The sequence below is a fragment of the Methanobacterium bryantii genome (assembly GCF_002287175.1).
In the GTDB taxonomy this organism is placed as follows: domain Archaea; phylum Methanobacteriota; class Methanobacteria; order Methanobacteriales; family Methanobacteriaceae; genus Methanobacterium_D; species Methanobacterium_D bryantii.
This window is the reverse complement of the sequence record NZ_LMVM01000001.1, coordinates 634931-648001: the sequence shown is the minus strand read 5'-3', so window position 1 is coordinate 648001 and position 13071 is coordinate 634931. Positions and strand designations below refer to the sequence as shown.

Annotated in this window: 12 protein-coding genes and 1 pseudogene; 3 read left to right on the top strand and 10 right to left on the bottom strand. The window is 32.5% G+C overall.

Going from position 1 to position 13071, the window contains the following annotated elements:
• Positions 1-63: 63 nt before the first annotated feature.
• From cfbC to ASJ80_RS02960, 4 genes are all read right to left on the bottom strand, one after another.
• Positions 64-855 carry a Ni-sirohydrochlorin a,c-diamide reductive cyclase ATP-dependent reductase subunit gene (gene cfbC / locus ASJ80_RS02975; protein WP_069582647.1) on the bottom strand — a complete coding sequence of 264 codons (792 nt, stop codon included), beginning with the start codon at positions 853-855 and terminating at the stop codon, positions 64-66.
• Entirely contained in the window at positions 852-1331 is a 480-nt protein-coding gene (locus ASJ80_RS02970; RefSeq protein WP_069582648.1) for a CBS domain-containing protein, read from the bottom strand. The genes cfbC and ASJ80_RS02970 overlap by 4 nt, the downstream gene beginning before the upstream one ends.
• Positions 1332-1629: 298 nt before the next feature.
• The gene (locus ASJ80_RS02965; protein WP_069582649.1) at positions 1630-1887 is read right to left on the bottom strand and encodes a hypothetical protein; all 258 of its coding nucleotides are present in this window, start codon (positions 1885-1887) and stop codon (positions 1630-1632) included.
• A 345-nt stretch (positions 1888-2232) separates the two neighbouring features.
• Positions 2233-2460, bottom strand: a complete 228-nt coding sequence (locus ASJ80_RS02960; RefSeq protein WP_069582650.1) for a hypothetical protein — start codon at positions 2458-2460, stop codon at positions 2233-2235.
• 912 nt (positions 2461-3372) lie between these two features.
• Between ASJ80_RS02960 and ASJ80_RS02955 the strand changes: the two genes are divergently transcribed.
• Together ASJ80_RS02955 and ASJ80_RS02950 are read left to right on the top strand one after the other, a co-directional pair.
• Positions 3373-4140, top strand: coding sequence for an FmdE family protein (locus ASJ80_RS02955; protein ID WP_083240844.1), 768 nt, complete (start codon positions 3373-3375; stop codon positions 4138-4140).
• 365 nt (positions 4141-4505) lie between these two features.
• Positions 4506-6926, top strand: coding sequence for a beta strand repeat-containing protein (locus ASJ80_RS02950; RefSeq protein WP_069582651.1), 2421 nt, complete (start codon positions 4506-4508; stop codon positions 6924-6926).
• 348 nt (positions 6927-7274) lie between these two features.
• Here ASJ80_RS02950 and ASJ80_RS02945 read toward each other — a convergent pair whose 3' ends face one another.
• The 4 genes and pseudogenes from ASJ80_RS02945 to ASJ80_RS17835 form a co-directional block, all read right to left on the bottom strand.
• The gene (locus tag ASJ80_RS02945; RefSeq protein WP_069582652.1) at positions 7275-8153 is read right to left on the bottom strand and encodes a radical SAM protein; all 879 of its coding nucleotides are present in this window, start codon (positions 8151-8153) and stop codon (positions 7275-7277) included.
• Between the two features lie 190 nt (positions 8154-8343).
• On the bottom strand, positions 8344-9147 hold the full coding sequence (locus ASJ80_RS02940; RefSeq protein WP_069582653.1) for a nicotianamine synthase family protein: 804 nt from the start codon (positions 9145-9147) through the stop codon (positions 8344-8346).
• A gap of 406 nt (positions 9148-9553) precedes the next feature.
• Complete coding sequence (locus ASJ80_RS02935; RefSeq protein ID WP_069582654.1) at positions 9554-10357, bottom strand: nicotianamine synthase family protein; 804 nt, start codon at positions 10355-10357, stop codon at positions 9554-9556.
• A pseudogene (locus ASJ80_RS17835) lies at positions 10332-11133 on the bottom strand (ATP-binding cassette domain-containing protein). The gene ASJ80_RS02935 and the pseudogene ASJ80_RS17835 overlap by 26 nt, the downstream one beginning before the upstream one ends.
• Positions 11134-11223: 90 nt before the next feature.
• On the opposite strand from ASJ80_RS17835, the gene ASJ80_RS02925 reads away from it, so the two are divergent.
• On the top strand, positions 11224-11796 hold the full coding sequence (locus tag ASJ80_RS02925; RefSeq protein WP_338036860.1) for a GNAT family N-acetyltransferase: 573 nt from the start codon (positions 11224-11226) through the stop codon (positions 11794-11796).
• Between the two features lie 130 nt (positions 11797-11926).
• On the opposite strand, the gene ASJ80_RS02920 is transcribed toward ASJ80_RS02925, so the two are convergent.
• Together ASJ80_RS02920 and ASJ80_RS02915 are read right to left on the bottom strand one after the other, a co-directional pair.
• Entirely contained in the window at positions 11927-12400 is a 474-nt protein-coding gene (locus ASJ80_RS02920) for a hypothetical protein (protein WP_069582655.1), read from the bottom strand.
• The gene (locus tag ASJ80_RS02915; protein WP_069582699.1) at positions 12397-13035 is read right to left on the bottom strand and encodes an energy-coupling factor ABC transporter permease; all 639 of its coding nucleotides are present in this window, start codon (positions 13033-13035) and stop codon (positions 12397-12399) included. Before ASJ80_RS02915 ends, ASJ80_RS02920 begins: the two co-directional genes overlap by 4 nt.
• Positions 13036-13071 lie beyond the last annotated feature (36 nt).

The following is a 13071-nucleotide window of genomic DNA, read 5'->3' as shown; positions in this document are numbered from 1 at the left end:
ATATTTGTAGATTTGTAATTTCCAAACCGCAAAAAACAGGGTTTTTGAGGATTTGTGACGGAATTATTGAAATCCTCTAAAGAATTCATCAAACTCATCTACACCCATAGGTTCTGGAATAACAAAATCTTCATTGGAGCATATAGATTTTGCAAGCTTCCTATAAAGATCAGCCTGTTCAGATTCTCCAAATTTCTCAATAACGGTCTTTGCGTCGATTTCGCTCTTTTGAACCATTTCACTGCGAGGAATAACACCTATAACCTTGCTTCCAACTTTACCCGCAAATTCACTTACAATCTGAACCTCATTTTCAATTCCTCGGCAGTTGCAGATGATGCCTCCAAGGTTACTTTTAAGCTTTTTAATACCCCTGCAGATATTATTGGCAGCATATAATGCCATATACTCCCCAGAAGTCACTATATAAACTTCGTCAGCGAAATCTTCCCTAAGAGGTACTGCAAATCCACCGCAGACCACGTCTCCAAGCACGTCATAGATAATAATATCTATATCATCAGAAAATGTTCCCAGTTTGTCTAGAAGCCCCATTGCAACTATAACGCCTCTTCCAGCACATCCAACTCCAGGTTCAGGACCTCCACTTTCCACACATTTAACATTTCCATATCCTTCAAATAAAACCTCTTCAATGGATGCGTTCTTCTTTTTTTTTACAATATCAAGGATAGTAGGCAATCTTTTACCTATAAGAGTCCTTGTTGTATCAGCTTTAGGGTCACATCCAATTACAAGCACGTTATAATCTTTAGAATAGGCTGCAGCTATATTGGAAACAATAGTGGATTTTCCAATTCCACCTTTACCATAAATAGCAATTCGCTTACTCATTCCTTCCTCACCAAAGCACCTATGATATCTCCCCTTGTTACAATACCTACTAATTTGTTATTTTCATCAACTACAGGGAGCCTGTTGACGTTATGTTTATCCATTAATGCTGCTGCATCAGAAATTGAAGCGTCTTTTTTTGTGGTTCTGACTTTTTTGGTCATTATTTCGCCGACTAAAACAGATGCTGCCTTTCTTACATCGTTTGCTATCTCTTCATATCCAACTTCCATTCTTACAGGAAGTTCAATTAAATCAAATGGGGCTGGTAAAAGCAGGTTAAGGTTAGGAGAATGAACTTCAATAAGTCTCATTATATCCCCTTCACTTACGATACCAATTACCTTATTATCTTCATCAACTATTGGGGCCCCACTTATATTTTTTCCCCTTAAAACTTCTGTAACATAAGCTATTGTATCAACATCTTTAAATTTAACTACATCTTTAGCCATAGCATCTTCTACAGTTATCATAGTGATAATTCCTCCGTGATGTACTCATTTACTATAAAATTTATACAATCTATATGAATATTAAGGAAGACCCCATTCTTATAGATTTCTTAGAATCAAAAGACATACATGATTATATGAAAAAATTTACACAAAAAGATTAACTTACATGTTGAACTTTCCTTTAATCAGGAGTTCTGGGCGTATGGAATTAAGGGGCTATTTAAATCCACAAGACATATCATTATCTATAACTTAATAAAATTACAAACCCATTACTATCAAAGCTAAATGTCAGAAGCATGCCCTAAAAAACAGTTTAATGAGTTATATCTTTTTCAACAAAAATAAAATCTTCATCATGGTTTAATATGTATTCTTCAGCCGTCCAATTAAGCTTTCTTAAAGCAGTTTCTACTGTTTTTAAATTCTCTTCACTGTATGGAAAAGTTACCCACGCAACACAGGTAGCTTTTTTTTCAAAGTCAAAATCTAATTCTATTAATTTTTTAATTACTAAATCTAATGTTATTATTTTTTTCATTTTTAATAATTCAACATCATCCTTGTAATTCATTATAATCCCTCAAAAGGTATAGGACATTAAATTTTAAAATAAGATTTAAATGCCTTATACCTCATTGGTTAAAAGTTTTTGATATATTCAATCTCTTAAATACCTAAGAAAATATTTTAGTGTGAGGATTCATGCTAAAATAGCAAAGTAATAATTAAAGAAGCTATTTCTAACTAATTGTAATACTTAATCAATGCGTTTACCACTACAAAGAAGAATTAGTGCTTTTTCTATATAATACTTTCTATTTACTTCGTATTATTACTTTCAAGGCTAATTTAATCAAAATTGTAATACCTAACTAAAAAATATATACTTAATTTAAAAATTTTTAATATACTCTTTCTAAAGCAGTTCTTTATCTATAAAAATAATGTTTTCATCATATGTTAACCTATAATCTTTTTTATTCCAATTTAGTTCCTTTAATGATTCTTTTATTATTTTCAGGTTGCTTTTGCTATAGGGAAATTTTACCCATGCAATGCATGTATCTTTATCTCCAGATCCTCTTCCAAGTTTCATAAGTTGTTCTTTAATATTATTTGATTCAATTGTTTTACCAGATTCCATTTTAACACCTCAATTGAAGGTTAAGTTATATTTAAGAAGAAAAAGTGATGGCAAAGAGGGATTAATTAATAATTATGCCAACGAATTCGTGTTTAAATAATACTTTACAGTGGTTTTGCCATCACAGACAGAAAATTGGTTTTCAATATATTTAACACTTTCTATTTTATTTTTATTATTACTTTTAACCCCAATACTTGCTTTTTAGTAATAAATAAGTATATTTATTACTCTAAAAGATGAAAAACTTTATTTCTTATTAATTTATAGAAATTACGAATATAAAATAAAATATTTTTACAATTAGCCCAGAAATCCATAGAGATATCGTAATAATTTTCATTTAAATTTAATTGAAATATTAATACTATTTAATAAAAAGCTAATATTTATATAGGTTAAAATTTAATGATTATTAGTGGTAATGTAATGTTTAGAAAGTTTAAAATAGAGGCGCCCAGAATACACACGATATTATCTATATTCAAATGTTAATAAAACATAATATGGATTTTACCACTTATTTTTACATAATATCACATCATACCAAGTTTTATAAGATAAAAATGGAATATTTTTAGGACTGTATTCATCTTATTCCTAAATCATGAAATAAGGATAAACCGATTTGAACAGTAATTATTCAAAATAAAGTTTAAATAGGCATAAAACATGGAAAATGAAATAAAATACAATAAATGGCTTAAAGAAATTCATACATGCAGTGCACACTCTCTAAGATTATTATTAATCCAAAATAGGAAAAAATCGAGAACCAATTGCAACAATAAGCAGGAAGTCTTTAAAAGCAATAAATAATTAAAAATAATTTAACTATTACTTATTGCAGCCCATATGTTCTTAAAACTATTTGGAAATAAAAATCACGTGAAATTGAGGACAGGTGATAAAATGGAAAAATCAAAGAAAATATGTCATTTTTCGGAAGATAAACTAAGTAATACATTTTATCTCCCCAAAAATAAAAACCTGCAAATCTACGATTTGCACCCCGAAAACAAAGTTTTCAAAGGCCCTAAAAATAGAAAATTTTTAGATGTTGAAGGAAAATCAGAAATTTTCCTGAACACTAAAAATAGAAAATTTTTAGATGTTGTCAAATTCCATGGCCATATTTGCCCAGGAACAGCTATAGGATACATGGCAGGAAAAATAGCCATTAAACAACTCAATATAACCGATGAAAAGCTTTTGACAATCGTAGAAAATGACAGCTGCAGCATAGATGCAGTGCAGGTTATTACCGGCTGTACCTTTGGAAAAGGTAATTTAATATTTAAAGACCACGGAAAACATGTATACACATTCATAAATAAAAATACTGGAGATGCAGTGCGTTTATCTTTAAATAAAAATATAGACGAAATGTATCCTGAATTTGACATGCTCCGGGACAAAATATTTTCTGGATCAGCCAGCAGCAAAGATAAAATGGAATTTGAAAATCAAAAAAATGAAATAACTCAAAAAATTCTGGACATGCCCTATGATGAATTGTTCAATATAAAAACCACAGAAATTGAAATCCCCGATAAGATCCAGATGTTCCAGTCTGTTAAATGTGATATATGTGGAGAACTCGTTGCAGTACACAGGGCGCGGATAAAAAAGGGCAGTGTTATGTGTATTCCATGTTTTGATGAATATTTAAAAACATAAGCAGCATACTTTTTAAAATTAAAAAACCAGCACCATATGCATATTTAATTAAATGCATTTCATGTTAAAATCAAGCGCATAAATATTCATTTTTTCAGGAATCTGATTCAGTTAAATTTTTCGATAACAATTATAAAATAAATAAATAAAATAACTTGATAATAGCATTATATAACTAAATATATTAATTTAATTAATATTTTTCGTTTTAATATCCTAATAAATTATTATTTAGAGTATTACTCTATTTTAGAAAAATTTAAATATAACTGAGAGCTACTAATAATTTTAATATAAAAACGTGACTTTTTATCAATTTTTTAAAGAGAACTTCGGATATTTATATAAAATCAGGGGCGATAACAATGTTATTTAAACAAAAAATAATTTTAACTGCAATAATGGCTTTCGCCATCCTGTGCATGACAGGTACAGTTTCTGCAGCAAATTATAATGTGAATAATACTAGTTATACTAGTATATTTACTTCTACAGGGATTTCAAGCATCTTCAACCTGAATGGTGTTGATTATACGCTTAAAAAAGGGGATACATTCACATTTATGGACGGCATATATAAAAATGTAGCAATAATCCTTGATAAGCAAGTATCTATTTTGGCCAGAGGTAATGTGAGCCTTTTTAGTGATGGAAGCAGTGATATTATCCAAATTTTAAGTACAGCTAATGGTACCCATGTTTCTGGGTTTAATATCAATGGTTCTTTAAAAGTAAATGGAAATAATGCAATTATAAACAATAATAGCATTGTCTCTTCTGCCAGAGACGGCATTAAGATTTCAGGAGACAATGTTACTGTTTCCAATAATACAATTAACGGGAGTACGCTTTCTGCCGTGAATTCTGCGGGAAATAATGCACATATAGAAAACAATTACATTAATTCCAGCAGAAAAGACGGGATAAGTTCATCTGGAAGTAATGCAGCCATAACGAACAATAAGATTTATTATGGATTAAATGGAATAAATTCAACTGGAAATAATGTTTATATGGAAAACAATAGCATTTACTCCAGCAGCAATGACGGAATAATCTCTTCCGGGAATAAAGCCACCATAAAAAGCAGTGTTATTTCTTTTTGCGGCAAAAATGGAATAAATTCCAAGGGAAATAACGCTAATCTCAATGCCACTAATGTAACATGGAATAATGCCCATGGAATTAGCTCTTCTGGAGATAATGTTACAATTTACAACAGTTCGTCCAAGTACAACAAGAAATCAGGCATTTATTCAGGAGGATATCATGCAAATCTCACTTTAAACGATGCTAATTACAATAAAGAACATGGAATTTATTCTAAAGGAAATAATGCCACCATATCCCAGTCATATACTCATTACAATGATATGAACGGTATGTATGTAACTGGAAACAATAATATGGTTAACAATTCTTATGCATGGTTAAATAGTTACTCAGGTGTTAACTCCACAGGCATCGGAAACAAATTCAGTTGCATTGAATCTAAATATAATACATTACATGGTATCTACCTATCGGGTGCTAATAACACAGTATCCTCCTCAACACTAAGTTACAATACCCTAAATGGAATCTATTCTACAGGAAATAATGCCCAAATAAGCTACAGCTATGCCGCAGGCAATAAAAATAATGGAATACGCACCTCTGGAAACAACGCTACACTGTACTTTATTTATGATGCATCCAGCAACAGCCAGAATGGTATTTACTCGACAGGGAATAACCTTCAAATGAGTCTTGTTTTAGGTGCTAACTCCAATAAATGGAATGGTATTTATCTTGCTGGAAATAATGCCAGTGTATGGTATGTTACTGCCAATAATAATACTAAAAACGGGATATATTCCACATGCAGCAATCTGTACCTTTACACAGTGGTCAGTGCAGGCAACAATACATGGAATGGCATACATTCTGCAGGCAGCAATGCCATCATATCAGATGTTATCGCATCTTCTAATTTAAAAAATGGAGTTCATTCTACAGGTTCGGGTGCTAATCTAGTGAGTATCACAGCAAATTCCAATAAGAATAATGGAATCCTCTCATCTGGATCTAAAGTCAATATAATTTATGCCAAAACAAACTACAACCTTTTAAACGGAATTTATTCTACAGGATCAAATGCTTTAATAAGAAATTCCACATCTAATTCAAACAAGCAAAATGGTATCATGTCTTCATCTTACCAGACGACTATTTACTGCTGCAACATGACTAAAAACTCCATTAATGGAATATATTCAACAGGATCCACTGTTAAAATCATTAAAAATAAACTTTCATCCAATTCCAACTGCGGCATCAATTCTTATGGTTATAACGCTTTGATAGATTCTAATACTATCTACAGCAATAAATATGGAGTGCATTCTAAAGGATCAAAGGTTTTTATTTACGGCAATAAAATTTATTCCAATAAAATTCATGGAATCTGTTCTTTGGGTTCATCTTCTACCATATTCTCAAACAATGCTTACTCTAACAGGGGTAGTGGAATATATTCTACAGGATCTTCAGCATACATCTATAAAAATACAGCAAACAGCAACTACCAGAATGGTATTTATTCTGCAGGTAAATCCGCATCTTTATTCTATAACACAGCTTCTTGCAATAAAGGAAGTGGAATTTATTCTACAGGTGCTAAAGCTCAAGTTGCTAGAAATACAACCAAAAAAAACAAAGTATATGGAATATATGCAAAGGGTAAAGGTACAAGAATGGCCTGTAATACATCTACTGGAAATAAGAAAAAGAATGTTAAGAGATAGTTTTAAACATTTTTCTTATTTCTAATTTAAATTAAGAATATATATGGAACACTCCAGTTCCATCTAAAAATTCTTGATTAATAATAACCTAAACCTAAGCAACTTTTAAAAGTATTATATTTTTATCAAAGTTCAATTTATTTTTAGGCTATTGTATGCTTTATAATTAAAGCCTTCATTTATCATTTTAATATAATCTTCAGGCGAAACCATGATATGGTAACATTGCCTAGATACTGCTCTGCAGCCTGTTTCTAAAATTTCATTCTTTAGGCAGATTGGTCCAGGTTCCTAACTACAGCCGGGCAATGGTTTTTTTTCGACGCACATTCCACAATTTCTAGGCCATTAGTAGCATCCTGCAGCATTCAAATAGCTATAAGCTCGCTTTATTCCTTTTTTATTATCGTGCTTCTTGAAACCATTTTCAGAAGGATAATAACCTGAGTAATCTATTTTTTTCATTCCCAGTTTCTTACATGATTTAACCAGTTCCTGCATGAATTCTTTAGAGGTGCCCCGATGATAGTAAAACATAAAATGTGGTCTAAACCCAACTAATCTATACTGGACATCGGGATTTATATCTTGAATAAATTGAGCTATTTTAAGGACTTGAGAATCATTAATACTGGGTATAACCACAGTTCTCAATACTCTAATTTTTTCAGGATGCTTTCTCATTAACCATTCAACATTTTTTAAAACTGGGCCCACTGTGGCACCTGTAATTGCATGGTGTATTTCATCGTCAAATGCTTTTATTTCAAAATTGATACTGGACGATATTTTTACCAGTCGTTTCATGGTTTTAAGTGTGGAAAATCCATTTGTAGCCATCCCAATTTTCAGTTCAGGGATTTCTTCTTTCATTCTCGACGTTACTGCTTCTAAATAGAGTATGTGAATAGAAAGTTCTCCTCCAGTAAAATTAAGTTTAGTTATGTCCCTACTTCGAGCAAAAGAAGTTTTAAAAGATTTTAAGGCTTCTTGAACCATACTTTCTGGTTGCACATAACCCCTGTACATCCATCCCGAATCAGGATACTGCGAGATGCAGTAAGCGTTGCAGTACATACATTTAAAAGAACATCCCCGTAGTGTTAAACTATAACTTTTCAGCATAGGAGTGAGGCTTGTATATGCTACCTCAGGAATGCTGGCCCTGCATATTCCTCGCTCGCCTTCGAGCCTGTTTACCCTGACAGTTCCAGCTGCACAATTCACATTTTTTCAGATCTTTTAAGTATTCCAAATCCATTTTACCACTTAAGAAGATAATTAAAAAAGCCTTGTAAAAAGTTTGAATAAATTAGATAACATTTCATGGTTCAAGTGTGATGTTTAGGTAACTGCATGAAGTTTAAAAATAATTTCATAAATATATGATAATTTTTACAGAACTTTAAAAATAAATTTATGTTATCTTCTTAATAAGTACCGATGTATTGTTTACTTTACCTGTTGGAAAAACCCTTCCAAGCTCCGTGAAACCATCTAAATCCTCATGTTTTATAGGCGTGTAAAGAATGGCCCTCATACCACTGTAAGTCCTGTAAAGAATCTTGGTTTCAGGTTCAACTGATTCGTGAACATGTTCAAAAACCCTCATTTTAGGTTCTGCAAATGCCGCAACCATAACACCATCATAGTCCATGTGGGAAAGTACAGTTTCATTCCCATCAACAACATTTATCTGAGAGCTAAGTCCAAGTTTTTCAAGAACTTTCCTTGAAAGATCCGCTATTTCCGGAACTACTTCAATACTGGTACCTTTAACGCCGAAAAACTTATTGAACATTATAATTGTTAAAGGAAGAGGCCCACCACCTATAAAAACGAGTTTATCCCCTTTTGAGAACTTTGCAAGGTTTTCTTCGTTGTTTACAAGCTTTTCATACCTGCGATAGAAGTGGAACGATGAAAGTTTGGCCCATGGATCTTCAGCTTCCAGTATCTCTTTTGCCTTATCTATTTCCAGGTTGGTTCCAACATCAACATAGAACTTCCTTATAGTATTGAGGGCCTGGTTCATCCTTTCATTTTCCAGTATGTGTTTTGCTGAGTCAAAATCAATACTTTCATCATGTGCAATGATTTCAACAGCATCTAAGATAGGTATAACCTCTTCTAAAGGATATTCCCCTATTTTACAGCCATCGTACTTTTCAAGTGATTTGCATATATTCACTATGTTTCCCCAGTATTTGTAACAGCTCATTTAAACACCTTCACGATTTATTTTTTCCTAAAACCAGTTTACATTTCTCATTTCACTGTTTTTTAAAGTTATACCTTTAAAACACCGTATATTTTTAAATCATTTTAATTAAATTTATTGTTATTGCCTTTTTTTTATTTCATAGAAATTCAAATGCATCCCTGTTTTAATACACACTTTAGTATATATCCAAACTGCAATATAAAGAATATTACTAAAACGGCTTAAAACAGGGCAAAAGTATTACAATAATTAGTCTAGTATTACTCTATGAAATAATCGTGTTTTAATGTATCCTAACTTATTTAATAGAAACTTCTTCAGACTAAAATTCAAAATAAAAAATTAGAGTTTCATAGAATAGGATCTAAGGTCTGTAAAAAAGTTGTATTAAGGATTTGACGTTTTAAACTTCTTTTTTAATGAGCACCGATGTGTTATTCACCTTACCTGTAGGTAAAGCCATGTTTTCTATTTTAAATCCCCTAAGTACATCTTCTGTAACTGGAGCATATAAAATAGCCCTCATACCCATATAAGTTCTGTAGATAACAGGAATAGATGGATCTATCTGTTTTTTTACATTCTCAAAAACTCGCTCTTTGGGTTCGGCCAGTGCAGCCACCATCACCACATCATAATCCAAATTGTTGAGCTGTGTTTCGTCTCCAACTACCACATCTATATGCTGGTCTAAACGCAGTTTTTTTATTATTTCCTTTGAAAGTGCAGCAATTTCAGGAATAATTTCTATGCTTATACCATGTATCCCATAAAATTTGTGGAGCATTATCAAAGTTAGGGGAAGTGGTCCGCCCCCAATAAACACTATTTTTTCGTCAGGTACAAAAGGAATAAGTCCATGTTCATTTTGAATTAGTTTTTGATAGCGATCAAAGAAATAAAACGATTCTAATGTTTTCCAGGGGTCATGGGACTGAAGTATGTCCTGTGCTTTTTCAACTTCTAACCTTTCCGCTACATCAATGTAGAATTCTCTAATTACATCCAGGGCGGGACCCATCTTTTTATCGCTTAATATGTGCTTTGCATCATCAAATCCAATATTTTTATCGTGAGCAATTTCTTCTATTTCCCCAAGCAAATGTAAAATTTTATCTAAAGGTAACTTTTTTGACTCAAAGTCATTAAATTTACTTAAAGTTTGGGAAATTTTTAAAATCTTATCCCAGTAAATGTAACAACTCATCACGGGCCTCCTTCACGGTTAATTTAACTTTGATATCTATTCCTTCCTTTTTTAAATTATATAAGAAGTCTGCAACCTGTGGCTGTCTTAAATGTCTTTTTTACCAGTTCTGGGCTGGAAAATATCTCCTCTGGTGAACCTTCCCCTGCTATCTCCCCATGATGCATTCATAAATCCACATCGCGACTGGTTAAAAGAATTGTCATTCGTTCCTTGTTTAGTTTATTGAGTGTTTTTAATATTTGAAGCACCATAAGGGCCCAATCCTGTTGTAGGCTCATATAGTACCAGTATCTTTGGCTCCATGGCCAGGATACCTGCAATTGCGACTCTCTTTTTTGACCTCCGCTCAGGTGATGTGGCGCTTTCTTTTTATATTCTTCCATTTCTATATATTATATGGCATCGTCAACTCTTTTTTTAACTTCTTCTTTTGATAAAACTAGATTCATAGGTCCAAATGCGACATCTTCTACCACAGTAGAGTCAAAAAGCTGATCATGATGATTTTGAAAAACAATACCTACTTCCTGCCTTATTCTGGTTAAAACTTCCTTTTTATATTCCATTTTTTCTCCAGAAATATTAATCTTTCTGGATACAGGTTTTAAAATACCGTTAAATTGTAAAAAGATAGTAGCTTTACCTGCACCATTTGAACCAATAAAAGCAACTTTTTCCCCTTTTTTGATTTTAATGTTGATATCCTTAACTGCATGTGTTCCATAAGGGTAATCATAATTTAGATTTTTTGTTTCAATTACTGGTGTTTCCATTAGATATTCTCCAGTTGACAATAGGTTTAAATATCCTTGTTGTATATTATATTGTCAGTTAATATAGATATAGTAATGTGTATTACTTAACTGGACTTTTTCATTCAAAAAGTATTAAACAATGCAACATGCAGCAAAGGAGAGGTTCATATTACTTATTTCAATATAAAACAGCTGAAAACAGAAGACATAAAACATTACGGTGTAGAAAATTTCATTTTTAAAATAATAAATGAAGAATTTGGCTACGGGTACGTTCCAGAATACCACCATGATATCATAAACATAGAAGACTATTACATTAAACCTGATAAAAGCGTATTTTTACTTGCAACCCATAAAAATACAGGAAATTTAATAGGAACTCTTGGAATAAGAGCTTATGACAAAAATTATAATATATTTAATGGGATTTATAATTCAAAAAGTACTGCAAGCATTTGGAGAGTTTTTATAGATAAAAGATGGAGAAGAAACGGTGTTGGCTCCAAGTTAGTAAGTACCGCAGAAAAGTTCTGCAAAGATAAAGGTTATAAAAACCTGTACCTCCATACACAAAAGATAGTGGATGGTTCACTGGATTTCTGGCTCTCAAAGGGATATAGAATTACCAGAGACATGAAAAATGAATTAGGGACCGTGCACATGGAAAAAGTTATATAATTAAGTTTATGTCACTGCAAAATTTGAAGAAGATGAAATAAAACCTCAAAATATTTGCCAAAAACTCAGAACATATAAAACCACCTAAAAATACCCTTAGCTTTAAAAATAAAAAGAATAAATTAAATTTTCATGAAATCTTCCTTTTCATCCAGAAAGCGCCCCCTGCAAGGCCCCCCATAACACCAATTAAAATACCTGCTGCAAACGGCGTTGCAAATCCTCCACTACTGTTATTTGAAGTTAACAGAGTTAAACCATTTTTAATATCCATCTCGTCGGCGGAGCATACAAATACCCTATTTGACACATTGGAGTTATTGGCTATAAATTCACTAACCGTGCCCTGATAGGCCACTGCCAGAATTCTTTTATTTGGATTAGATAGTGCGTGTTCAAGTTGATGGGCAACTTCATCATCAGATGTAAATCTGTAGACACTGGCATTCACTCCCATTTCATCCACCACTTTCTTGGCCAGTACCCCGCTTGAATTATCAGCAATTACAATGGTTGATTGAGGTGTAACATCCACCCCATGGGCACTGACAGATACTACGGTCCCCATTATCAAAATCAATAGACATATAACTTTTATTTTCATTTTAAGATCTCCTCACCCTTATTCAATGTTAAAAGTTCAGGTTTAACGCCTGATAGTGCCGATACGATGAATACGTTCGCAATCCCTTCAATAACCGCTACAAACAAATAGAATGGAATCAACGTAGCCATTAACATGTCTAATGTTGCAACTCCTGCTGAGACCAGCATCAAGGCCTGGGCTATTGTAGCCATGGCTATTCCCATTAATGTGCCTGCAAAAACACTTAACCTCTTATCAAGATCTAAAGTTAGTTTATAGAAAAGATACGTTGAAAAGCTCAGTACTATTCCCATAGTCACAGTATTAGCACCTAAAGAAGTTATGCCTCCCATTCCCAAAAAGAAAAACTGTACAATAAGGCATAAAAATTCCACTGCAACACCGCTTAGAGGACCAAGCAAAATCACCACCAGAGGTATCAGGAAAAAATGCACAGGTACTCCAAATGGTGATGGTATCGATAATGATGATGCTACAAATGTAGCGGCTGCAAATATAGCCGTTGCCACAATTTTCTTTTCCTTTTCCTCCGTTCTGGAAAGTTTGAATATATACACTGCCAGTATAATAATGGTTAAAATCCAGTAAATCGCAGCCTGCCATAACGGTATAAGTCCATCAGGTAAATGCAGAATAAAACCTCCTTTTTTTAAATTTAAATGTTTAGT